Source organism: Leucobacter chromiireducens subsp. chromiireducens, from assembly GCF_016758255.1.
In the GTDB taxonomy this organism is placed as follows: domain Bacteria; phylum Actinomycetota; class Actinomycetes; order Actinomycetales; family Microbacteriaceae; genus Leucobacter; species Leucobacter chromiireducens.
The window spans coordinates 892,530-916,163 of sequence record NZ_QYAD01000001.1 but is presented as its reverse complement, the minus strand read 5'-3'; the positions used below and the strand labels follow the sequence as shown (position 1 = coordinate 916,163).

22 protein-coding genes and 1 tRNA gene are annotated in these 23,634 nt (G+C 66.5%); 6 read left to right on the top strand and 17 right to left on the bottom strand.

Annotation, left to right across the window (positions count from 1 at the left end; translation table 11 throughout):
* Window positions 1–8 precede the first annotated feature (8 nt).
* Together D3226_RS04315 and D3226_RS04310 are read left to right on the top strand one after the other, a co-directional pair.
* Entirely contained in the window at window positions 9–845 is an 837-nt protein-coding gene (locus tag D3226_RS04315; protein WP_202381132.1) for an inositol monophosphatase family protein, read from the top strand.
* A 134-nt stretch (window positions 846–979) separates the two neighbouring features.
* Window positions 980–2,179, top strand: coding sequence for an ABC transporter substrate-binding protein (locus D3226_RS04310; protein WP_202381131.1), 1,200 nt, complete (start codon window positions 980–982; stop codon window positions 2,177–2,179).
* A gap of 72 nt (window positions 2,180–2,251) precedes the next feature.
* On the opposite strand, the gene D3226_RS04305 is transcribed toward D3226_RS04310, so the two are convergent.
* Complete coding sequence (locus D3226_RS04305) at window positions 2,252–3,739, bottom strand: NCS2 family permease (RefSeq protein WP_202381130.1); 1,488 nt, start codon at window positions 3,737–3,739, stop codon at window positions 2,252–2,254.
* Between the two features lie 151 nt (window positions 3,740–3,890).
* On the bottom strand, window positions 3,891–4,262 hold the full coding sequence (locus tag D3226_RS04300; protein ID WP_202381129.1) for an FKBP-type peptidyl-prolyl cis-trans isomerase: 372 nt from the start codon (window positions 4,260–4,262) through the stop codon (window positions 3,891–3,893).
* 120 nt (window positions 4,263–4,382) lie between these two features.
* Between D3226_RS04300 and D3226_RS04295 the strand changes: the two genes are divergently transcribed.
* Complete coding sequence (locus tag D3226_RS04295; protein WP_202381128.1) at window positions 4,383–5,249, top strand: fumarylacetoacetate hydrolase family protein; 867 nt, start codon at window positions 4,383–4,385, stop codon at window positions 5,247–5,249.
* 100 nt (window positions 5,250–5,349) lie between these two features.
* Here the strand turns inward: D3226_RS04295 and D3226_RS04290 are convergent, their stop codons facing one another.
* The 7 genes from D3226_RS04290 to D3226_RS04260 form a co-directional block, all read right to left on the bottom strand.
* Window positions 5,350–6,825, bottom strand: a complete 1,476-nt coding sequence (locus D3226_RS04290) for an aspartate ammonia-lyase (RefSeq protein WP_202381127.1) — start codon at window positions 6,823–6,825, stop codon at window positions 5,350–5,352.
* 123 nt (window positions 6,826–6,948) lie between these two features.
* Window positions 6,949–8,424 (bottom strand): MFS transporter, encoded by a 1,476-nt coding sequence (locus D3226_RS04285; protein WP_202381126.1) that lies wholly within the window; start codon window positions 8,422–8,424, stop codon window positions 6,949–6,951.
* A 96-nt stretch (window positions 8,425–8,520) separates the two neighbouring features.
* A complete protein-coding gene (locus D3226_RS04280) occupies window positions 8,521–9,393 on the bottom strand; it encodes a M48 family metalloprotease (protein WP_202381125.1) in 873 nt (290 codons plus the stop codon).
* A 12-nt stretch (window positions 9,394–9,405) separates the two neighbouring features.
* Window positions 9,406–9,975, bottom strand: a complete 570-nt coding sequence (locus D3226_RS04275; RefSeq protein ID WP_025134166.1) for a LemA family protein — start codon at window positions 9,973–9,975, stop codon at window positions 9,406–9,408.
* A 53-nt stretch (window positions 9,976–10,028) separates the two neighbouring features.
* On the bottom strand, window positions 10,029–11,345 hold the full coding sequence (locus D3226_RS04270; RefSeq protein WP_202381124.1) for a D-arabinono-1,4-lactone oxidase: 1,317 nt from the start codon (window positions 11,343–11,345) through the stop codon (window positions 10,029–10,031).
* On the bottom strand, window positions 11,342–12,592 hold the full coding sequence (locus tag D3226_RS04265) for an alanine racemase (RefSeq protein WP_202381123.1): 1,251 nt from the start codon (window positions 12,590–12,592) through the stop codon (window positions 11,342–11,344). The genes D3226_RS04270 and D3226_RS04265 overlap by 4 nt, the downstream gene beginning before the upstream one ends.
* 42 nt (window positions 12,593–12,634) lie before the next feature.
* Window positions 12,635–12,784, bottom strand: coding sequence for a hypothetical protein (locus D3226_RS04260; protein WP_202381122.1), 150 nt, complete (start codon window positions 12,782–12,784; stop codon window positions 12,635–12,637).
* Between the two features lie 69 nt (window positions 12,785–12,853).
* Between D3226_RS04260 and D3226_RS04255 the strand changes: the two genes are divergently transcribed.
* Together D3226_RS04255 and D3226_RS04250 are read left to right on the top strand one after the other, a co-directional pair.
* A tRNA-Leu gene (locus D3226_RS04255) sits at window positions 12,854–12,930 on the top strand.
* Between the two features lie 89 nt (window positions 12,931–13,019).
* A complete protein-coding gene (locus D3226_RS04250; RefSeq protein WP_202381121.1) occupies window positions 13,020–13,277 on the top strand; it encodes a hypothetical protein in 258 nt (85 codons plus the stop codon).
* Between the two features lie 112 nt (window positions 13,278–13,389).
* Here the strand turns inward: D3226_RS04250 and D3226_RS04245 are convergent, their stop codons facing one another.
* Window positions 13,390–13,701 carry a hypothetical protein gene (locus D3226_RS04245; protein ID WP_202381120.1) on the bottom strand — a complete coding sequence of 104 codons (312 nt, stop codon included), beginning with the start codon at window positions 13,699–13,701 and terminating at the stop codon, window positions 13,390–13,392.
* Window positions 13,702–13,908: 207 nt separating this feature from the next.
* A complete protein-coding gene (locus D3226_RS04240) occupies window positions 13,909–15,756 on the bottom strand; it encodes a phosphoenolpyruvate carboxykinase (GTP) (RefSeq protein ID WP_202381119.1) in 1,848 nt (615 codons plus the stop codon).
* A 127-nt stretch (window positions 15,757–15,883) separates the two neighbouring features.
* Here D3226_RS04240 and D3226_RS04235 point away from each other — a divergent pair, with 127 nt between their 5' ends.
* On the top strand, window positions 15,884–17,353 hold the full coding sequence (locus tag D3226_RS04235; RefSeq protein WP_202381118.1) for a helix-turn-helix domain-containing protein: 1,470 nt from the start codon (window positions 15,884–15,886) through the stop codon (window positions 17,351–17,353).
* 225 nt (window positions 17,354–17,578) lie between these two features.
* Here D3226_RS04235 and D3226_RS04230 read toward each other — a convergent pair whose 3' ends face one another.
* From D3226_RS04230 to hisS, 6 genes are all read right to left on the bottom strand, one after another.
* Complete coding sequence (locus tag D3226_RS04230) at window positions 17,579–18,919, bottom strand: FAD-dependent oxidoreductase (RefSeq protein WP_202381117.1); 1,341 nt, start codon at window positions 18,917–18,919, stop codon at window positions 17,579–17,581.
* 197 nt (window positions 18,920–19,116) lie between these two features.
* Complete coding sequence (locus D3226_RS04225) at window positions 19,117–19,599, bottom strand: DUF501 domain-containing protein (RefSeq protein ID WP_202381116.1); 483 nt, start codon at window positions 19,597–19,599, stop codon at window positions 19,117–19,119.
* Window positions 19,600–19,747: 148 nt separating this feature from the next.
* Complete coding sequence (locus tag D3226_RS04220; protein WP_202381115.1) at window positions 19,748–20,242, bottom strand: septum formation initiator family protein; 495 nt, start codon at window positions 20,240–20,242, stop codon at window positions 19,748–19,750.
* A 25-nt stretch (window positions 20,243–20,267) separates the two neighbouring features.
* Window positions 20,268–21,548, bottom strand: coding sequence for a phosphopyruvate hydratase (gene eno / locus D3226_RS04215; protein ID WP_202381114.1), 1,281 nt, complete (start codon window positions 21,546–21,548; stop codon window positions 20,268–20,270).
* Window positions 21,549–21,693: 145 nt separating this feature from the next.
* Window positions 21,694–22,128, bottom strand: a complete 435-nt coding sequence (locus D3226_RS04210; RefSeq protein WP_202381113.1) for a VOC family protein — start codon at window positions 22,126–22,128, stop codon at window positions 21,694–21,696.
* A gap of 109 nt (window positions 22,129–22,237) precedes the next feature.
* Window positions 22,238–23,536, bottom strand: coding sequence for a histidine--tRNA ligase (hisS, locus tag D3226_RS04205; protein WP_202381112.1), 1,299 nt, complete (start codon window positions 23,534–23,536; stop codon window positions 22,238–22,240).
* Window positions 23,537–23,634: the final 98 nt, after the last annotated feature.

Genomic DNA, 23,634 nt, shown 5'->3' with positions numbered 1-23,634 from the left:
CTCAAGGCATGACTGATGCGCAGGCCCCCACTGTTTCCGCCGCAGAGCTCAGCGCGATCGCAGCGCGCATCGCCGTGGACACGGGCCGGCGCATCCAGGAACTGCGTGCGGCGGGCGTGGACGTCGCGGCAAGCAAGTCGAGCATCACCGACGTCGTCACCGCCGCGGACCGCGAGGCCGAGGAGCTGGTCGTCCGGGCGCTGCGCGCTGCGCGCCCGGACGACGGAATCTTGGGCGAGGAGGGCGCTGGTGTGGAGGGCACGTCGGGCATCACCTGGGTTGTCGACCCCATCGATGGCACCGTGAACTACCTCTACGATCTGCCCGTGTACGCGGTGAGCATTGCGGCGACGGTCGCGGACCCCACGGCGATGGCAGATGGCCGTCGCGGTATTGCCGGGGCCGTGTACGCGCCGCGGCTCGACGAGCTGTTCGAGGCCCACGAGGGCGGCGGCGCGCGCCTCAATGGGAAGGAAATCTCGATTTCCGGCAACACTGAACTCGCCACCTCGCTCGTGGGCACGGGATTCGGCTACACCGTTGAGCGCCGCATCGAGCAGGCCGCGATGGTGTCCCGGCTCCTCCCCCGAGCACGCGACATTCGCCGCCTCGGCTCCGCAGCCTACGATCTGTGCTCCTTCGCGGCGGGGAGGCTCGACGCATTCTTCGAGCGCGGCCTGCAGCCCTGGGACTATGCAGCCGCCGCGCTTATCGCGCGCGAAGCCGGCGCATCGCTGATCGGCCGCGATGACGCGACGCCGCCCGGAGAGCCGCTGCTCTTCGCGGCCGCGCCCGAACTCGTCCACGAGCTGCGCGACGTGGTGCTCGGCGCGGCCGAAGCGTAGGCCACTCGACGCCGGGGTGGCGCGTCGACACTCCGTTCGTCAACGATCCTGACACGAGCATTTACGTTCCCGCACCAGATGTGTGAGGATGGGGCCAGCACACCTTTCCGCTGCCTGTTTCCAAAGGAGGAAACATGTCCCACTCGACGTCCGATCCCGTCGTCCAGGAACTTGTCCGCCGCGCACGCGCCGCTCAGCTCAGCCGGAGGCAGCTGCTGCGCGGTTCCGCATTCGGCGCGGCCATGATTGGGGCGGGGTCCCTCGCCGCATGCTCGGGTCAGAGCGGCCCGGGCGACGGTTCCGGCGGCACGCTGCGCTGGGCCAACTGGACCTACTACCTCGACTACGACGAGAACACGGGCGATTGGCCGTCCCTGAACGAGTTCATGGAGCGCACGAACATCAACGTCGAGTACTACGAGGACATCGACGACAACAAGACCTTCATCGCGAAGATCAAGGACCAACTGAAGCTCGAGCAGGATACGGGGTACGACCTCATCGTGCCGTCGGACACGACCACCGTGCGCCTGGTCGAGCAGGATCAACTTCTCGAGTTCGATCGCTCGCTCATGCCGAACGTCGACGCCAACATGATCGACATGGTGAAGCACGCAAGTTTCGATCCCGATCGAGTCTGGTCGGTTCCCTACCAGGCGGGCATGACCGGCCTCGTCTACAACACCCAGCTCTACCCCAAGGGCGTGCGGGAGGTCTCCGATCTGTGGGCCTCCGAACTCAAGGGCAAGGTCAACCTCCTCACCGAACAGGATGACACGCTCGCCCTCATCATGCTCGAGCAGGGTGTAGACATCGAGGGCAATTGGGGTGACCCCGAGTTCGAGGCCGCACTTGCGGTCGCGAAGAAGCACATCGACAGTGGCCAGGTGTCGACGGTGAAAGGAAACTCATACACGCAGGATCTGGAACAGGGCAATGTGTGGGCTGGCATGTGCTGGTCCGGTGACATCGCCATCCTCAACGAGGAAGCCGGCGAGGAGATCTGGAAGTTCGTCGTGCCCGAGTCGGGCGCGTCCGTCTTCATCGACTCCTTCTCGATGCCGAAGGCCACGCAGGCGTTCGAGCAGGCCCACGAGCTCGTCGACTACTACTACGAGCCCGAGGTCGCAGCTCAGGTTGCCGAATATGTGCAGTACGTCTGCCCAGTGGCCGGCGCGCAGGAGGAGATGGCGAAACTGAACCCGGAGCTCGCTGAGAACCCGCTCATCTTCCCCGACGAGGAGATGTCCAAGCGAATCTTTGACATGCGCTCACTCACCGCGGAGGAAGACAACCGCTACACCCAGGCGTTCCAGAAGGTACTCGGCAACTAGCGCGCAGAGACGCCAAAGCACAGAAGGGCCCCGGGGATCACCCCGGGGCCCTTCTGCATTGTGCGCGCCGTACTACGCGACGCCGAGCAGCGCCTCGATGGGGCCACGAGCAAAGAAGATCACGAAGCCTGCGGACACGATCCACAGCAGCCAGTGCACCTGCTTGGCCTTGCCCGTGAGTGCGTGCACGAGCACCCACGACACGAAGCCCGCGCCGATACCGTTTGCGATCGAGTAGCTGAGCGGCATGACGGCTGCCGTCAGGAAGACGGGCAGCAGCACGCGGAAGTCACTCAGATCGATGTTCGAGATCTGCGACATCATCATCGCGCCGACGATGACGAGGGCGGCAGCCGCAACCTCGGTCGGCACGATCTCCGTGAGCGGCGTGAAGAACATCGCCAGCAGGAAGACCAGGCCGGTCACGACGTTTGCGAGGCCGGTGCGTGCACCCTCACCGATGCCCGCGCCCGACTCGATGAACACCGTGGTGGAGGACGAGGAGGTGCCGCCGCCCACGACCGCGCCGATGCCCTCGACAACGAGCGCCGACTTGATGCGGGGGAAGTTGCCCTTCTCGTCCGCGAGGCCAGCCTCGCGGGACAGACCCGTCATGGTGCCCATCGCATCGAAGAAGTTCGTGAAGAGCAGCGTGAAAACGAGCATCACGACGGTCACGAAACCAACCTTGCCGAAGTCGAAGCTGACAGCTCCGACGAGGCTCAGATCGGGAACCGCGAACGGGTTTGCACCGAGGACGGGCTCGGTGAGGCTCCAGCCGCCGGGGTTGACGCTGCCGTCGGCGCCAAACTTCGGACCAATCTTCCAGATCGCCTCGACGATCACGGCGATGACCGTGCCGCTCACGAGACCGATGAGGATGCCGCCCTTGACCTTCTTTGCAACGAGCACGCCCGTGAGCACGAGGGTGATCACGAAGATCAGGGTGGGAATGGTGGCGATGAAGCCAACGCCCGACGGGCCAAGGCCCACGGGAGGCGAAGACTGGCCGGTCGCATCAACGAAGCCGGAGTTCACGAAACCGATGAACGCGATGAAGAAGCCGATGCCCACGGTGATCGCGAGCTTCAGCTGCACGGGAACCGCGTCGAAGATCATGCGGCGCAGGCCGGTGGCGGCGAGCAGCACGATGAGCACACCGTTGATGACCACGATGGCCATGGCCTCAGGCCAGGTGACCTCCTGCACCACGGAGAACGCGAGGAACGCGTTGATCCCGAGCCCCGCTGCGAACGCGAAGGGGAGGCGAGAGACGAGACCGAAGAGGATCGTCATGATGCCGGCCGCGAGCGCGGTGACGGCGCTCACCTGCCCGAAATCAAGGACGTTCCCCGCGATGTCTTCCTTCCCCGAAAGGATGATCGGGTTGAGGATCACGATGTACGCCATCGTCACGAAGGTCACGAGACCGCCGCGGATTTCCGTACCGATCGTGGATCCGCGCTCCGTGATGTGGAAGAAGCGGTCGAGTCCGCCCTTCGGCTCCACGGTGCTCCGCTGACTCGTTTCCTGCTGGGCCTCTGCCACAGGCTGCTCCATTCCCTCAAGCTGGGCGTTTCCTGAACATAAGAACGCTACCACTTGCGGCGCGGCGGAGTACACGCCTCACAACGCGCACAGGCCCACCCGGAAACCGGGTGGGCCTGTGGCTCACGCGGGAACACCTCCCGCGTGTGAGTAAGAGGAGCGCTTAGCTCACGCCGAGGAGGTCGATCACGAAGATGAGGGTCTTGCCCGCGAGCGGGTGACCACCAGCGGTGCCGTAGGCCTGGGCCGGGGGCACGATGAGCTTGCGACGGCCGCCGACCTTCATGCCGGGGATGCCGACCTGCCAGCCCTGGATGAGGGCGCGCAGCGGGAAGTTGATGGATTCGCCGCGACCCCACGACGAGTCGAACTCCTCGCCCGAATCGAACTCGACACCCAAGTAGTGCACGTCAACGGTGGAGCTTGCGAGCGCCTCGTCGCCGCTGCCCTCCACCAGGTCTACGATCTGCAGCTCCGTGGGGGCGGGCCCCTCGGGGAACTCGATCTCCGGCTTCGTCATCGGTGTTTCAGTCATGCACTCATTCTCCCCGATCCGGAAGGGGTCGCGCCTCCGAGTTCGCTCAGAGGGAACCCCAACCGCGCTCCGGGCGCGGAGCGCGCCCACCGCGTGCCCCGGTTCAGATACCCTAGAGAGGTGAGATTCGCGCACCTAGTCTTGGCCCCCGCTTCCACTCCCGAACTCGTTGTCGTGCAGGAGGAGCGCTTCGCTCCCGTGCGCGCGCTCGGCGGCGACTACGCCTCCCTGCAGCAGCTCATCGAAGCCGGGCCTGAGCGAGTGGACGAGATCCGCGCCGCCGCCGCGCAGCTCCCCGCGACCGAGTGGCGTGAGATCAGCGAGGCGCAGTACGCGCCCGCCATCATCACTCCCCCGATCGTGCTTGCCGTCGGCCTGAACTACGACGAGCACGCGAGCGAGCTCAGCCTCGACAATGATTCCGGCCCCGTGCTGTTCTCACTGTTCCCGAATTCCTTGGGCGCTCACCTCGGCGAGGTGCCAATCCCGGTCGAGATCAGTGAAGAGGTCGACTACGAGGGCGAGCTTGGCGTCGTCATCGGTCGTGCCGCCAAGAACGTGACGCCCGAGGAAGCACTCGACTACGTCTTCGGCTACACAACGATCAACGACATCACCGCGCGCAACATCCAGTTCCAGGAGCCGCAGTGGTCACGCTGCAAGTCCTTCGACGGGTTCACCCCGGTGGGCCCGGTGGTGGTCACCGCTGACGAGATCCCGGATCCGCAGGCGCTCGCGATCACCACCGATGTGGACGGGCTGCGCGTGCAGGACTCCACGACTGAGTTCATGGTGCGCACGGTCGCACAGCTCATCTCGTCGATTTCGGAGTCGCTGACGCTGCTCCCGGGCACCGTCATCTCTACTGGCTCCCCCGGCGGCGCGGGCCGCTCGCGGAAGCCGCCGCTGTACTTGAAGCCGGGCACCGAGGTCACCGTGACCATCGAGAACGTGGGCACGCTGACCTCGCACTGCGTCCGCGCGTAGCAGCCGCGCGTGCGCGGTTCCTGCGTTTCGGCGCAGGCACCGCGCATACAAAAGGGGCGGTGGGTTTTTCTCCCACCGCCCCTTTTGTGTGCGCTCGACGCTACTCTGCGGCGTCGTCCTCGAGCTTCTGCGGAGCGCCCGGGATAATGTCGATCGCGTCGGTCTCGGGGGCGAGGCCGGCGAGCTTCTGCGGCTGCAGAATGTCGTCGAGCTCATCCTGGTCGAGCAGCCCACGGGACACGACGAGCTCGGAGACCTTCGCGTTCGTCGCGAGCGCCTCCTTCGCAAGCTTCGCGGCCTCAGCGTAGCCGATCACCGGCGCAAGCGCGGTGATGACGGTCACGGAACGTGCCACCATGTCCTCGAGGCGATCCTCGTTCGCGGTGATGCCGTCCACGCAGTTGACGCGCAGGGTCTGGCACGCGCGCTCGAGCCACGTGATCGACTGGAACAGCGAGTGCGCGATGATCGGCTCGAAGGCGTTCAGCTGCAGCTGGCCCGCCTCGACCGCCATCGACACTGTCACGTCAGCGCCGGCAACCGAGTACGCGACCTGCGACACGGCCTCGGGGATCACAGGGTTCACCTTGCCGGGCATGATGGACGAGCCAGCCTGGCGCGCGGGGAGGTTGATCTCGCCGAGACCCGCCTGCGGGCCCGAGGAGAGCAGGCGGAGATCGTTCGAGATCTTCGAGAGCTTCAGTGCCGAACGCTTCAGCGCACCCGAGAAGGTGACGAACACGCCGGTGTCACTCGTGGACTCGACGAGGTCACCCGCGGTCACCAGGTTGAGCTCGGTGATCTCGCGCAGGTGGCGGATCACGGACTCCTTGTAGCCCTTCGGCGCGTTGATGCCCGTGCCGATGGCCGTGGCGCCCATGTTGACCTCGCCGAGCAGCGAGACGGCCTCCTGGAGGCGCTCAATGTCCTCGCGCAGGGTCACGGCGAACGCGTTGAACTCCTGGCCCAGCGTCATCGGAACGGCGTCCTGCAGCTGCGTGCGGCCGACCTTGATGATGTGCGAGAACTCGCGGCCCTTTGCAGCGAAAGACTCCGACAGCAGGCGCAGCTCCTCGAGCAGGCTGCCGAGCGAGAACGCGAGCGCGATCTTGATTGCGGTCGGGTAGGTGTCGTTCGTCGACTGGCTGTGGTTCGTGTGGTCGTTGGGGTTGATGTACGAGTAATCACCCTTGGCGTGACCTGCGAGCTCGAGCGCGCGGTTCGTGATGACCTCGTTCGCGTTCATGTTGCTCGAGGTGCCTGCGCCGCCCTGCACGACACCAACGACGAACTGGTCGTGGAGCATGCCGGTCTTGATCTCTTCGCAGGCGCGATCGATCAGCGTGGCGCGCTGCTCATCGAGCGCACCGATCTCGAGGTTGGCGCGCGCCGCGGCCTGCTTCACGCACGCGAACGCACGGATGAAGTCGGGGTAGACCGAGATGGGGCGACGTGCGATCGGGAAGTTCTCGTGGGCACGAGCCGTGTGCACCCCCCAGTATGCGGACGCCGGGATCTCAACGCTACCGAGAGAGTCCGTTTCGGTACGAGTCTGGGCGGAGAGGAAGTCACTCACCGGGTATCTAGCTCCTGTGTCGGAAAGGGTGCGGACAGGCCGCCGGGAACTCGTCCAGCCTACCCCTCAAAGCATGCCGGGGCTACCTGTGAGCGCTGGCACTCGGTTGGCCCGCGCGGCGAGTCAGCTGCGGGCCGGGAACGGCCCGGTGTGCGGGCCTGTTTCGTCGCCAGACGCCTCCGATTCCTCGGGCGGTTCGGGGCGCTCCGACTTGGGGATCTGGTCGATGGGGATCGCCCCCGTCGCGCCCTCCTGCGGCGCCGACTCCCCCAGCGGCTCCGGGTCGCGCCGCAGCACGGAGATGGGCGCGGTGAGCGTCTCCAACTGCCGTGCCGGATCGTCGTCGAGACCGGGGCGCCCAACGTGTGTGACGCGCCAGTTCCACCCATCGCGGTGGAAACGGAGTTCTCGGGCAGTGAGGAGCCACGCCATGCCAATGCCGAACGCGACAAACGCCGCGACCGCGCTAATCACCAGGGTGGATCGGGGGCCCAGGGCATCGGCCGCTGCGCCCACGAGCGGTGCACCGATGGGCGTGCCACCCATGAGGATCGCCATGTAGAGCGCAAGCACGCGTCCGCGCACCGCGGGATCGGCGGTCGTTTGCACGAAGCCGTTCGCCGTGGTGAGCATCGTGGAGATCGCAAAGCCGAGGAACACGAGCGTCAGCGCGAACGTCCAGAACGAGGGCATCAACGCTGCGACGAGGCTCACGAGGCCAATGCCGCCCACCGAGATAATCACCACGCGCATGCGAGCCTCGGGCCGCCGCGCGGACAGGAGCGCCCCGGAGAGCGAGCCAATCGCGAGGATCGACGACAGGAGCCCGTAGTCGCCGGCGCCGCGGCCGAACTCCACTGCCATGGTGGAGGACATCACCGGGAAGTTCATGCTGAAGGCGCCCACGAGGAACACGATCAGGAAGATGATGAGCAGGTCCTGTCGTTGCCGAACGTAGCGGAACCCCGCGGAGAGTTGTCGAAGCTGTGATTCGCGCGGTCCGGTGTTCTTCGGGGCCGCCCGCCGCGTCGTGATCATGAGCAGCGCGCCGAGCACCGCCACGAACGAGACACCGTTGATGATGAACACCCACCCGGAGCCGACCGCGGCGATGAGCACGCCAGCAACAGCGGGGCCCACAAGCCGTGCGGAGTTGAACGAGGCCGAGTTGAGCGCGACGGCGTTAGAGAGCTGGTCTGACTCAACAAGATCGGAGACGAAGGCCTGCCGCGATGTGGTGTCGAATGCGTTGACGATACCGAGCGCGAGCGCGAAGCCGTACAGGTGCCAGATGGACGCCGCATCGAGCACGAGCATCGTGCCGAGGCCAAACGCGAGCAGCATGAGGAGTGACTGCGTGACGAGCAGCACCTTGCGCCGGTCGAAGCGGTCCGCCACGGCACCGCTGAATGGCACGAGCAGCAGCTGCGGGCCAAACTGCAGCGCCATTGTCGTGCCGACCGCCGCGGCATTCGTGTCGGTGAGCTCGGTCAGCACGACCCAGTTCTGCGTCGTGGCCTGCATCCAGGCACCAATGTTCGATACGAACGCGCCCCCGAACCAGATGCGATAGTTACGCACGGAGAGCGATCGGAACATGCTTGACACGGTGCGGGGAACCTCCTTCGGCTCCCTCTACCCTATCCCCGCCGGGCGACATCGTCCGCGGGGCGCACGGTCTCTTGCGCGGGGCTGCTAGAACTTATCACCCATGTCGAGCAGGCGGCGAATCCGGTCCGGGATCGGGGGGTGCGTCGCAAACAGGCGCTGCATCATGCCGGGCTTCAGCGGGTCGGCGATCCACAGATGCGCCATGCTCGACTGCTGCTTCTGCAGCGGTCGACCGTATTCGGAGAGCTTGTGCAGCGCACTCGCGAGCGCCTCTGGGTGGCGCGTGGTGAGCGCGCCGGTGGCGTCGGCGAGGTACTCGCGCTGACGCGAGACCGCGAGCTGCACGAGGCTCGCGACAAGCGGGGCAACCAGCATGGCAACGAGCCCGAACACCATGACGATCGGGTTGCCGTTGTTGTTGTTTCGCCCAAAGAACGCCATGCGCATGAGCATGTCGGCAATCATGCCCACGGCGACGACGAGGCCGTAGACAATCATCGACACACGAATGTCGTAGTTGCGGACGTGGCCGAGCTCGTGCGCCATCACGCCCTCAAGCTCCGCATCCGTCATGATGTCGAGGAGTCCGGTGGTGGCGGCGACCATCGCATGCTCGGGATCGCGGCCCGTAGCAAACGCATTCGGGGCGGGATCCTGCACGATATATACCTCGGGCATCGGCGTGCCCGTGGTGATCGCGAGGTTCTCGACGATGCGGTAGAGCCGGGGGTTGTCAGCCTCGGTGATCTGCTGGGCACCGCTCATCGAGATGGCCTGTCGACCGGCCATGAAGTACTGGAAGAGGGCGTACCCGATCGAGATCGCCACAACCGTAATGACCATGCCGGGCGAATTATAGATCCACCCTGCGAGCCAGCCGAGCCCACCAACAATCCCGACGAAGAGCAGAACGATCAGAAAGCTGTTGACCTTGTTGCGGCGTACTGCGCGGTACACGGCGCTCCCCGGTTAGAACTGGATGCGGGGCGGCTCGGAGATCGCGGCGACGTCGGTCACCTCGAAGAACTCCCGCTCCGTGAAGCCCATGCCCCGGGCGAAGATGGTGTTCGGGAACACCTGGATCTTGGTGTTGTACTCGCGCACGCCCCCATTGAAGAACCGGCGCGAGGCCTGAATCTTGTTCTCCGTGTCCACGAGTTCGCTCTGCAGCTGCAGGAAGTTCTGGCTCGCCTGGAGCTGCGGGTAGGCCTCGGCGACCGCGAAGATGCTCTTCAGCGCCGACTGCATGTGGTTCTCTGCCTGGGATGCTTCGGCGGGCCCCTGGGCCGAGATCGTCTCCGCGCGGGCGCGCGTCACCGAGTCGAACACACTCTTCTCGTGGGCGGCGTAGCCCTTCACCGTCTCGATGAGTGAGGGGATGAGATCAGCTCGGCGCTTCAGCTGCACCGTGATGTCGCTCCACGCCTCGTCGACGCGCACGCGCAGCGTCACGAGCGAGTTGTACGTCGCCCAGACATACACACCAAGAATTACGAGGACGCCGACGACAATCAGCGTGGCAATCAATCCACCAGACATGTGTGCATCCTATCCAGCATTCCCCGGAAACTGCTGTGGAACATCCACCTCCGTCAGACTCCAAGCACGCGGGTGAGATACGGGTTCGCGAACACTCGATCGGGATCGAGGCGGTCGCGCACGCCGCGGAAGCGCGCGAACTCGGGGTACACCGAGCTCAGCTCCTCGGCGCCCCGGGTATGCATCTTCCCCCAGTGGGGGCGGCCCGAGTGTGCGGCGAGGATTTCCTCTGCATCGCGGAAATAGCCGAGGTCGCGATCCCGATGGAAGCGATGCACCGCGATGTAGCCAGATTCCCTGCCCTGCGCAGTGGAGAGCAGCAGATTGTCGGCCGCGGCTGAGCGCACTTCGATCGGAAACGACACGGTGTAGCGCTTCCGCTCGATCATCGCCCGCAGCTCGCGGATCGCCTCAGGGACCGCATCGAGCGGCACCGAGTACTCCATCTCGCGGAAACGAATGCGGCGGTTCGTGATGAACACGCGATGCGACTCGTCGACGTAGCGGCGCCTGCTCGACACGGTCTCAACGAAGCGGTTGATGCTCGGCGTCGCCCGCGGCGCGAACGCACCGACCCCGCAGCAAGCTCCGAACGCAAGGTTGTTCGCGAGTTCCTCGTCGACGAAACGGGACACCCGGCCGAGCGGCTCTGTGCCGCGCGCGAGCGGCAGCCGCGTGTTCGTCTTCGTCCGCACCGAGGTCGTGTGCGGGAACCAGAAGAACTCGAAGTGGTCGGCGGCGCGCGAGCGCGCGACGAACGTGTCCAGCACCTCGTCGAGTTGCGCGGGAGCCTCCTCGGCCTCGAGCAGGAAGCGCGGCACGCACTGCAGGGTGACCTCGGTGACGACGCCGAGAGCGCCGAGCCCGAGCGCGGCCGCCGGGAGCAGCTCCGGGTTGCTCGTCTCATCGATCATGAGCACCTCTCCGGTGCCGGTGACCAGCCGCAGACCCACGATCCCGGTCGAGATGCCTCCGAGCGCAAGGCCTGTGCCGTGCGTTCCCGTCTGCGTTGCGCCGGTAATCGACTGCCGGTCGATGTCGCCCATGTTGGGGAGCGCGAGGCCGAGCGGGCCCAGAATCGCCGGGAGTTCCCACAGTCGCGTGCCACCCCGAAGCGTGACATGACCGCGCTCAAGGTCCGCTGACACGAGGCCGCGCATCCGGTCCATATCGATCCGGATCCCGTCGGTTGCCCCGATCGCAGTGAAGCTGTGTGAGGCGCCAATGGGCTTTACCGCGTGCCCGGTCTCGCGGGCGCGCTCGACAACGCGGACGACCTGTTCCGCAGTGCGCGGCGCTACGGTCAACGCGGGGAGTGAACTCTCCGTGCGCGCCCAGTTGCGCCAGATCTGCTGAGTGGGCTGACTCATAGGAAACACTTTCCCTCTCCGCGGTAGCTCGCAAGCGGCTCCCCCGCGCGTCCGTCATCTGTGACCGGCACGAGCTCAGTCGCGTGTTCCAGCGGCTCGCCGGCTTTTGCGTGCCGCAGCCACACGCGGTCGCCCGCGCGGAGCCCCGCCGCGGCGGCACCTCGCACCGGAGTCTGCACCTCGCCGGCGCCCTCGCGTGGCTCGTAGCTGAGACCCGCCGGCCACACGGGCAGCGGGAGGCGGTCTGGCGCCGCGGGCCCGGAGGCGATCCATCCCCCGCCCAGCAGCGTCGCGCGATCCGGTGTCGGCTTCCGTACGACGTCGAGCGCGAAGCCGAGCGCAGGCGCAACCGTGAACGCCGAGTAGTGGTCGAAGAGGTGGGGCCCGTAGAGGCCACTCCCCGCGGCAAGTTCGGTCACCGCGGGTTCCGCGGCGGTGCGCTCGAGTGAGCCGGTGCCTCCCCCGTTCACGAACTCGAGCGGCGCGATCTCGCGCACCGCGGCGACGGCGGCTGCGCGCCGCTCGGCCAGCTCAGCCGCGCTCGCCCGCTGCACTGTGCGCAGCAGCGCGGCCTCCGCACGGCCGCCCGGCCGGTCGGCGACGCCCGCGATCTGCGCTTCGTAGGCCATCACCCCAACGAGGGCGAAACCCGCGCGCCCAACCACAGTCTCAGCAAGCGCACGCAGCTGATCCGGCTCTCGCACGGGCGAGCGTCGCACGCCAATGTGGCCGAGCGCGCGAGTGCGCCAGGAGGCATCGAAGTCGAGGCAGACGCGAACCTCGGCACGCCCAGCGGGCGGGGCGACCGCGTCAATGAGGTCGAGCTGCTCGGCGCTGTCGATCATGAGGGTGACGCGCTCGGCAAGCTGCGGGGACGCGGCGAGCCGCGCGATGGCTGCCCGATCCACGCTCGGGTATCCGACCACGACATCGTCGATCGTCTCAGCAAGCCAGAGCGCTTCAGGGAGCGTGTACGCAAGCACCCCGTGAAAGCCGGGCAACGCAAGCACCGCATCCAACACGGCGCGGGACCGCACCGACTTGCTCGCAACGCGAACGGGGAGGCCGCCGGCCCGCCGCCGCAGTTCGTCAGCGTTCCAGCGCAGAGCCGCGGGCGATAGCGCAACGAGCGGCGCGGGCAAATCTACAGTGGCTGCGTGCAGTGCGCCCCAGTAGCGAGCCGGATCCCGCCACGGCTGCTTCGCCGCTGCGTTCACGGTCTCGGCCGAGGTGAGGTCGAGAGTCATACCCGAAGTGTATGCCCTTCACGCTGCGCGCCTGTGTGGGTCCTAGCTGTCCCGGATCGCGCGATCCACGTCCGCCTGCCACTTGGCGCGAGCCTCGGCGCGGCGGGCACGCCACACGCGCACGCGCATCAGCAGCGCGACGGCGGCTGCGCCGAGCAGCAGGACGACGAGCAGAATCTTTGCAAAGACCACGTGGCAAGCCTACTCGCCGAGCTGTGGAGCCGAACGCGTGCCGCGCGACCTGTGGGAACATAGGTGCGGCCCCCCATAGCCCAACCGGCAGAGGCAGCCGACTTAAAATCGGCACAGTCTGGGTTCGAATCCCAGTGGGGGGACCACCGCCCGTGCGCGTTCCGCAGCGCGGTGTCGCATCAGAGAAGCTGACCACATACACGGTGAGGGAGCCGCACGCGTGAACGAGAGTGTGATGAATCGTCCGATTACCGCGCGCGGCGGGATCCGCATCGTTGCGTATCTCGGTGCCCTCGCACTCATTGCCGGTGGCGCCGCGGTGTTCAGCGGCCAGATCAACGCGATCCGCGATGCCGGTGGCTCCACCCTCGACATGTACCCGGCAGAACTCCTGCTCGGCGCACTCGGTCTCCTGCTGATTGGCTGCGGTATCACCCTCACCAGCGCGGCCATCATCGCCGAACTCGTGCTTCTCCGTCGCAGCGACCGCTAGGCGCAGCCTGACACCCATGCGCTGACATCACAGGGAGCGCGAACAACCCAGCTGCACCCCTGTAGTGCATTTCATCGATGAACGTGAGCGATCATGCCCGCTGGGTCGGCGCTTACTCGGCGTTTTGACTGCCACCTTTGCGGCGGAGCCGCCAGTTGTGCACGCCGAGTACGGTGACCAAGCACAAGAGCGCGATGAGGTACATCGCGGCGGGCACATACCGCTGCGCATCCGTGAGAAACAGGCCGCTGAAGATCACAGCACCGCTGCCAAAGGTGAGCGACTGTGTCGCACGCTCGGGCACTGTCTCAGCGCGCCGCCAGAGCGATATCCGTGTGCCGGGGTTTGCCCGCACCAGCGTCACCGCGTAGGCGACCACCAGCACGCTCCCGGCGGTCGCAAGAACCCAACCAAGAATGCTCATGTGTTCCACTCCAACAGAGCTCACCACTCGAGTCAACGGACTCTGGATCGGCGTCACGATTCCGAGCCCGAACCCATTCCAACAAGGTAGGGCGACGCTAGGAGCTGAGTAGTGACCGGCGGAATGCACGGGGAAAAAGAGTAAGCCCCGTCGTTGGGCAGAACGACGGGGCCTACGGACTGTGAGGCGCCTGAGTGGCGCCGAGCGCTACGCGCTGAGGCGTGCGCGGAGACCTGCGAGCTGCTCGCGCAGCGCGGCAGGCACGCGGTCACCGAACTGAGCGAAGAACTCTTCGGTGAGGTCGGACTCTGCGAGCCACGACGCGGGATCGATCGCGAACAGCTCAGCGAAGTCTGCCTCGGGCACCTCGATGCCGTCGAGGTTCAGCTCACCGGCGGCGGGCACGGTGCCGACCGCGGTCTCGCGGCCCGTCACGTCGCCCTCAACCCGGCGAATCACCCAGTCGATCACGCGCGAGTTGTCACCGAAGCCCGGCCACAGGAAGCGGCCATCGGCACCCTTACGGAACCAATTGACCTGGAAGATCTTGGGAGCCTTGTCGCCGAGCTGCTCGCCCATCTCGAGCCAGTGGCCCCAGTAGTCGGCCATGTTGTAGCCGCAGAAGGGAAGCATGGCGAAGGGGTCGCGGCGCAGCTCGCCGACGGTGCCCTCCTGCGCGGCGGTCTTCTCCGAGGAGATCGTCGCGCCGACGAAGACGCCATGATCCCACGAGAGCGACTGAGCAACGAGCGGCACGTTGGTGGCGCGACGGCCACCGAACAGGATTGCGTCGAGCGGAACGCCGTTCTGCTCGTACCAGTCCTGCGCGAGGGTGGGGGTCTGCTGAATCGGCACGGTGAAGCGCGAGTTCGGGTGCGCCGCAACGCGGCCGGACTCGGGGGTCCAGTCGTTGCCCTGCCAGTCGATCAGGTGCGCGGGGACCTCATCGGTCTTGCCCTCCCACCACACATCGCCGTCATCGGTCAGCGCGACGTTCGTGTAGATGGTGTTGCCCCAGAGGGTCTCCATCGCAACCGGGTTGGTGGACTCACCGGTGCCGGGAGCAACACCGAAGAAACCAGCCTCGGGGTTGATCGCGTAGAGGCGGCCGTCGGTGCCGGGACGCAGCCAAGCGATGTCGTCACCGATCGTCTCGACCTTCCAGCCGGGAATCGTCGGCTGCAGCATGGCGAGGTTCGTCTTGCCACAGGCCGAGGGGAACGCCGCCGAGAGGTGGTAGGCCTTGCCGGTCGCGGTGTTCGTGAGCTTCAGGAGCAGCATGTGCTCAGCGAGCCAGCCCTCCTTCTTGCCCATGACGCTTGCGATGCGAAGCGCGAAGCACTTCTTCGACAGGAGCGCGTTCCCGCCGTAGCCCGAGCCGTACGACCAGACCTCGAGGGTCTCGGGGAAGTGCGTGATGTACTTCGTGTCGTTGCAGGGCCAAGCAACATCTTCTTCGCCGGCGATTAGCGGAGCACCGACCGAGTGCACGGTGCGCACCCACTCGCCACCGGGCAGAATGCCGTCGAGCGCCGACTGCCCCATGCGGGTCATGATGCGCATGTTGAGCACGGCGTAGGGTGAGTCAGTGATCTCGATGCCGAGCTGCGTGATGGCGCCGCCAACCGGGCCCATCGAGAAGGGCACAACGTACATGGTGCGGCCGCGCATGGAGCCCTCGAAGAGGGGCATGAGCTCGGCCTTCATGGCTTCGGGGGCCACCCAGTTGTTCGTGGGGCCTGCGTCTGCCTCGTTCTCGGAGCAGATGAAGGTGCGATCCTCCACGCGCGCCACATCGGCGGGGTGCGAGCGTGCGAGGAAGCTGCCCGGGCGCAGGTCCTTATTGAGCGGGATCAGGGTGCCCGCCTCGACCATCTCGGAAGTGATGCGGTTCCACTCATCCTGGGAGCCCGTGCACCAGACCACGGAGTCGGGCTGCGTCAGCTCGGCGACCTCGGTCACCCACTGCAGCACCTCTGCGTTGTTCGTGGTCGCTTCTGCGGCGACGAGGTCCGCGAACGAAATCTCGTTCTCGACGATCTGGCTGGTACCCATGTCTATGTCGTGCTCCTCAAGATCACACCGCGAAGAATCGGTGACATCTCCATTCTGATGAACGCATTCACGCCCCGTTTACCAAATCAGGCGTAAACTTTTCAGCTTTTTGCCGTATGGTCAAGTTATGGCACCAAACAGTGTTTCCCCAGCGACCGAGGCTGAGCTCGATCGACTGGTGCTCGGCAAGCGACTTCGTTTCTTCCGCACACAGGCGGGTCTCACCCTCGAACAGCTCGGTGAACGGGTCGGCGTGGTGGCGAGCCAGCTTTCCCTGATCGAGAATGGGCGGCGCGAACCCAAGCTCAGTCTGCTCCAGGCGCTCGGCCGCGAACTGAGCGTCGATCCCGCCGCGTTTTTGACCGGCGAGGCTCCGGATCGGCGCAGCGAGCTCGAGGTGGAGCTCGAGCGCGCGCAGGCCACGCAGGGCTACCAACGGCTGGGACTCCCCCACGTGCGTGCACCGCGCACGCTCGGCGACGAGACGCTCGAGGCGCTGGTCGGCCTGCATCGCGAGCTCGCGCACCGCTCCCGCGCGGCTGCAACGACGTCCGAGGAGGCGCGGCGCGCGAACACGGAGATTCGTCTCAAGATGCGCGAGCAAGACAACTACGTGCAGGACATTGAGCTGATCGCGTCCGACCTCATGCGTCGCATCGGTCACACCACGGGAGCCGTCACGCACCGGCAGGTGGCCATGCTTGCCGAGATGCTGGGCTTCACACTGATCTTCGTTGACGACCTCCCCTCCAACACGCGAAGCATCACGGACCTCGAAAACGGGCGCATCTACCTCCCGCCCGCCTCGATCCCGGGCGGGCACGGCCTCCGCTCGCTCGCACTGCAGGCGATGGCGCACCGCGTGCTCGGTCATTCCGAACCGAAAAGTTATGCGGAATTTCTCGAGCAGCGGCTCCAGATCAACTACTTCGCCGCTGCCTGCCTCATGCCGGAGGCACGGGCCGTTGATTTCTTGCAGCAGGCCAAGCGCAATCGCAACCTCGCGATCGAGGATTTTCGTGACGCGTTCGGCGTGACACACGAGGCGGCGGCCCATCGCTTCACGAACATCGCGACGCAGCACCTCGGGCTGAGGGTGCACCACTACCGCGCAGACGGTGCGGGAACGCTCGTGCGCGGCTACGAGAACGACGGCCTCCCCTTCCCGAGCGACGAGGAGGGCTCAATCGAGGGCGAGTCTCTGTGCCACAAGTGGGGCGGCCGCACGGCATTCAACCGCACGAACCGCACGAGCGAGTTCTACCAGTACACAGACACACCGAACGGAACCTACTGGACCAGCGTGCAGACGGGTGACGCTGAGCTCGGTCCCTTCGCGATCGCTTGTGGTGTGGCCTTCGACGACGCGAAGTGGTTCCGCGGACGCGACACCGATGTGCGAAAGTCCTCCACCTGTCCAGATCCGGCCTGCTGCCGCACCCCGGAGCCGGGACTGCTCTCGCGGTGGGAGGGGAAGGCCTGGCCGAGCGCGCGCATGCACGCTCACGTGTTGTCGCCGCTTCCCGCGGGCACGTTCCCGGGCGTTGACGATACCGAGATGTACCAGTTCCTCAGCAAGCACGCCCCGGACGCGTAGCCCCTCCCCTTCCACTCCCACCGCCCCTGCCACCTGCCCCTGCCCCTGCCCCCCCCTGAATCGGGGTCACTTCGGCAGGGTGTCGCCTGGGCGACCACGACGACACCCTGCCGAAGTGACCCCGATTCGCTGGGGAGGCGGCGGCTGGGCGCGGGGTGAGTGGAAAACGCAGCGCGCCCCCGGCGACCGTGTGGTCTCCGGGGGCGCGCTGCGTTCAGCGAGTGGTTACTCTGCTGCGGGCTTCGGCCGCGATGCGAACTCCTCGAAGATCGCACGGGGCTCCTGCGTCGCCTCAATGTTGACGATGTCGCGGCCCAGGAAGAAGTGGCTGACCCAGCCACCGAACACGCGCCACTTGCGCTCCCACGTGGGGATCGCGAGGCCGTGGTAGAAGCGGTGCGCGAGCCACGCGATGTAGCCTTTGAGCGTGAAGTTGCCCGAGCGGAACACGCCGGTGTTCATGCCGAGGCCAGCAACCGCGCCAGCGTTCTTGTGGTTGTACTCAGCGATGCCCTCGCCGCGCAGCGACGCAACGATGTTCTTCGCGAGCAGCTTGCCCTGGCGCACTGCGTGCTGTGCGTTGGGAACGCAGAAGCCGCCGGGGCCAGGGGTCGACGAGATGTCGGGAACCTGTGAGGTGTCACCAGCGGTCCATGCGCCCTCGATGATCTCGCCGTCCTCGGTCGCAACGCGGAGCGACGGGGTGCCCACGACGTGGCCGCGCGCGCCGATCGGCAGGTCGGTGCCGCGGAGGAACGGACGGGGCATCACGCCAGCGGTCCAGACGATGAGATCGGACTCGTAGTTCTCGCCGGTGGAGAGCTCAATCTTGCCGTCCACAGCCGAGGAGAGCTGCGTGTTGAGGTGGATGTTTACACCACGACGGGTCTGGTCCTTGACCACCCAGTCAGCGAGACCCTCGGTAACCTCGGGCATGATGCGGCCCATGGCCTCGACGAGGTGGAACTTCGTCTCGTCGAAGGTGATCTCGGGGTAGCGGCGCAGCAGGCTCGTCGCGAACGAGCGGAGCTCGGACACCGACTCGATACCGGCGAAGCCACCGCCAACGACGGTCACGGTGAGGAGACGCGCGCGCTCAGCCGAGTCCTTCGGCAGCGAGGCGGCGCGCTCGAAGTTGCCGACCATGCGATCGCGGATCGCAACGGCTTCCTCGATCGTCTTCATGCCGATCGCGTTGTCGGCGATGCCGGCGATCGGGAAGGTGCGGGACACGGAGCCCGTGGTGACCACGATCTGGTCGTACTCGAAGTCGTACGCCTCGCCAACGTTGGGAGTGATCGTTGCCGTCTTCGTGGCGTGCGAGATGCCCGTCACCTTGCCCGCGATGTTCGCGGTGCTCTTGAGGTGGCGGCGACGCGCGACGACCGCGTGACGCGGCTCGATCGAGCCTGCAGCGACCTCGGGGAGGAACGGCAGGTACGCCATGTAGGGCAGCGGGTCGACGATCGTGACCTCGGCCTCACCGGCGCGGAGGAGCTTCTCCAGCTTCCATGCGGTGTAGAAGCCGGCGTAGCCACCGCCAACGATCAGAATCTTCTTCGCCACGGGGCGGTCTCCTTGATGCTCTGTGCGGGAACTGTCCGAGTGCGGACACAGCGGAACGGGCAGACTGCTGCCCTACGGCTCAGTCTACCGTGCATTTCCTGTCTGCTCAGCCGCTTCCGCGGGAATCTGAGCGAAAGCAGTCGAAAATTCGGGCGAAACCCCCGGTCGACGAAAGTTCCGCGTTTCCGACGCCTGATTCAGGGGCGCCAGCCGCAGCGCTCAAGCGCGAGGTCACCGATCGGGTTTACGCCCGGCCCGGCCGCGAGTGCGTGGCCGATCAGCGCGTGCAGGCACTTCACGCGCGTGGGCATTCCGCCAGCGGAGACTCCCGCGAGTTCCGGCACCTCACCGATCTGCTCGCGATCGGCGATGTACTGCTCGTGCGCGGCCTGGTACTGCGCACGCAGCTCCTCGTCCTCGGCCAGCATCTCGTTGAACTCGACCATCATCCCGCCGGCCTCGAGGCGCGACGCTGCGGCGACCGCCTCGGGGTGCGACAGGTAGTAGAAGGTGGGGAACGGCGAACCGTCGGGCAGCCGCGGCGCCGTGGCGACGACGGTGGGCGCACCATCTGCCGTGCGTGCGGCGATGCCGATGACGCCGCGCGCTTCGCGCTCGAGCTGCTCGCTCACAGCGGCGATGTCAGCCTCGGTCGGTGCGGGGAAGGGCGGACGGCTCATGGTGGGTCTCCTCGGGCGTCAGGATCGGGCAGTGCGAGCCAGCCGGTGCGGGCGGCCTCGCAGAGTGGAAACCCGCAGCGCAGCGTGCGCTCGGGTGGTCGTGGGGCAGCGAGTGCATGGACTCACCGCGTGGGGCCTGCGCGGAATCTTACCCCGCAGCGCTGGCATCTTTCGGGGCTGCGGGATCCGGATCGGTTGCTGGATCTTCATTCTGCGCGGGATCCGGCGTAGCCGTCCCGGCGCTGAGGAATGAGCCGACGAGCCCCTCGGCCCAATTCGTCTCGATGCGCGAAAGCTCGGCGCTCGTTTCCTCATCGGACTCGATCGGCATGGTCACGTCGTCGATGACGTTGAGCTGCGTCTCGCCGGGCAGCACATAGAAGAGGCGGTCTCGGGCCTGCGCGCGAACGTAGACCGGGTCCTTCCACTTCGCGCGCTCGGCGTCGATCTCGGTGACGGCTTCCTGGTGCAGACGCACGCTCTCACGCAGCTCCGAGATTTCGCGCCGCTGCTGCACAAACGTGGAGAGGCTGGGGCTGACGATGACGGCGCCCGCCAGCACCAGCCCCACGATCAGCACGGTGAAGACGCTGAAACGCAGGCTCGAGGCCCAAGCCCCCAGCTCCCCCGTTCCGCGCTTCACCGTGCTGCTCTCGTTCCGTGTCGAACTACGCCGTGAAGCGCGGGAAGGCGCTGCGGCCGGCGTACTTCGCGGCGAGGCCGAGCTCTTCCTCGATGCGGAGGAGCTGGTTGTACTTCGCGACGCGGTCCGAACGCGCGGGTGCGCCCGTCTTGATCTGGCCGCAGTCGGTCGCGACGGCGAGATCAGCAATGGTCACGTCCTCGGTCTCACCCGAGCGGTGCGACATCACTGCCGTGTAGCCGGCGCGCTGTGCCATCTGCACCGCGTCGAAGGTTTCCGTGAGCGTGCCGATCTGGTTGACCTTCACGAGGATCGAGTTCGCGGTGCCGCGGGCGATGCCGTCAGCGAGGCGCTCGGGGTTCGTGACGAACAGGTCGTCGCCGACGAGCTGCACGCGATCACCGATCTCGTCGGTGAGGATCTTCCACCCCTCCCAGTCGTCCTCGGCGAGGGGATCCTCGATCGAGACGAGCGGGTACTTGTCCATGAGGTCGGCGTAGTACGCGCTCATCTCGGCTGCGGTGCGCTCCTTGCCCTCGAAGGTGTACACACCGTTCTCGAAGAACTCGGTCGACGCAACGTCGAGCGCGAGCGCGACATCCCGGCCGGGCTCGAGGCCCGCGCGCTTGATCGCCTCGACGATGAGATCGAGCGCTGCCGCGTTGGTCGGCAGGTCGGGGGCGAAGCCGCCCTCGTCGCCGAGTGCCGTGGTGAGGCCCTGCTCCTTGAGCAGTGCCTTCAGTGCGTGGTACACCTCAACGCCCCAGCGGAGCCCCTCGGAGAAGCTCTCGGCGCCGAGCGGCACCGCCATGAACTCCTGGATGTCGACGCCGGTGTCAGCGTGCGCGCCACCGTTGATGATGTTCATGAGCGGCACGGGGAGCGTGCTCGCGTTCGGCCCACCGAGGTAGCGGTAGAGGGGCAGCTCGGCCGACGCAGCGGCGGCGTGTGCGACCGCGAGGCTGACGCCCAGGATCGAGTTTGCGCCAACGCGCGACTTGTTGTCGGTGCCGTCGACCTCGCGCAGCACGGTGTCAATGATGCGCTGATCATCGGCGGCGAAGCCCTCGATCGCGGGGGCGAGCTCGTCGAAGACCGCGTCGACGGCCTTCGTGACGCCCTTGCCGAGGTAGCGATCCTTGTCGCCGTCGCGCAGCTCATACGCTTCGAAGGCACCCGTGGATGCTCCGGACGGAACCGCAGCGCGGCCCACCGAGTCGTCGGTCAGGCCGACCTCGACCTCAACGGTCGGGTTTCCGCGCGAATCAAGAATCTCGCGGGCGATCACTGCGTCGATAAATGCCACCATGCGCTCCTCAGGTGTCCAGGGTGATTGAGCAAATCTGCGCCAGCGGTATCGCCGGGCGACACCAGTCTAGCGGCCAGGCACCGCGGCCTCCCCTGTGCGCGGGATCGGCGCTGCGTGTGCGGGGACCCGGCCGCGGGGCCGCCTATGCGTCGGCAGCGAGGAACGCTTCCGGCCCCTGCTCGGCGGCCGCCGGATCCATGTACATGAACTCGAGAATGGTGCCATCGGGATCCTCGAGGTCACGCGAGTACATGAAGCCGTAGTCTTGTGCGTCGCGCGGCTCCGTTCCCCCGGCTGCGAGCCCCGCAGCAAGTACCGCGTCGACGTCTTCGCGCGACTCGCGCGACAGCGCGATCAGCACCTGCGCGCTGCCACTCGCGTCGACCACCTGCTTATCCGTGAAGGTCGCAAAGTACTCGCGCGTGAGCACCATGAAGTAGACCTGCTCGTCCCACACGACGCACGCGGCATTCTCGTCGGTGAAGAGCGGGTTGATCTCGCAGCCGAGAGCCGTGTAGAACGCTTTCGAACGCTCGAGGTCGCTGGTTGCGATGTTGACGAAGATTTGCGTGGACATGGTGCTCCCCATCCGGTCGCGCGGTGCGACCCTTCGCGGAAAGAGTCGCACCGCGCGCGGCCCCCGTCAAGGGGGTTCTCAGGTGTCTCCGAGCACTGCCAGCTGTGTATCAGGCATCGAGCGCGCGCAGCTCCAGCTCATCCGCGGTCGTCATCCCCGCGCGCACGTTGGCCACGCTCGTGAAGCCTTCCTCCGCGACGCGGGCGAGCAGCGTCTTCATGTTCTTCTGTCGCTTCTCCAGGCGCACACGGTGGCCGCGCGCCACGAGCTCACGTTTCAGGGCGACAAGCTGTGCGAACTCAACGTCCGCGTCCGCGATGAGCGCGACGGCCTCCGGCCCGCTCGCCTCGGGAAGCGTGATCAGATCGACCACGCGCTCGAAACCAATCGAGAAGCCGACCGCGGGCACGTCCTGCCCGAGGAAGCGCCCCACCATGCCGTCGTAGCGGCCGCCGCCGCCGACCGAGCTGCCGGAGCCCGGGTGCGCGACCTCGAAGATCGTGCCGGTGTAGTACCCCATCCCGCGCACGAGCGTTGGATCGAAGCGCAGCTCGACCCCCGCGGGCAGCGAGCCCGCAAGGGCAGCGCCGAGCTCGGTGAGGTTCGCGATGCCGTCGGCCGCGGCACCCGCCGGGAGCACTGCAGCGATGCGCTCTCCCGTGAGCGGGATCCCGTCGCCCGCGATGGCCGGCTCGACCTCGGCGAGGACCGCGCCGAGCCGCTCGGCGGCCGCCGCATCGATCTCGCGGAGTTCGTCAACGACGCCAGCCGCGCCGATCTTGTCGAGCTTGTCGATCGTGATGAGCGCGCGATCGTGCACCTCGGCGGCGAAACCGCAGTGCTCGAGCAGACCGAACAGGATGCGGCGATCGTTCACACGAATCACGCACCCGGCGAGCCCGAGTTCGGACAGCGCCTGCGATGTGGCGGTGATGAGTTCGATCTCCGCGAGGAGGCCCGGCTCGCCGATGATGTCGATGTCGGCCTGTACAAACTGGCGGTAACGTCCCTTCTGCGGGCGCTCCGCGCGCCACACGGGCGCGATCTGGATCGAGCGGAACACAGGCGGCAGCTCTGCGCGGTGCGACGCGTAGAACCGGGTGAGCGGCACCGTGAGGTCAAAGCGCAGGCCGAGATCGGCGAGCTGTTCAACATCGCCGGCCTCCGCCGCTGCAGCGAGCGCCTCTGGCGTGATTCCACGCTTCAGGATCGAGAACGACAGCTTCTCGTTGTCACCGCCGAGCCCAGCGTGCAGCCGTGACCAGTCCTCGACCACGGGCGTCTCGATCTCGTCGAAGCCGTGGGCGCGGTACACCCCCTTGATGATGCCGAGCGCGTGCTCGCGACGCGCCTTGTCTGAGGGCAGGAAGTCGCGCATGCCGCGCGGAGGATTCACGGGGGTGGCCATTCCCCCATTCTTCCATCTCCGCGCGGCCCGAGTGGACGACGTCCACGCACACGTGGAAAAACCAGTTAGCATCGAGTACTCCGAACGATGGGAGCGAC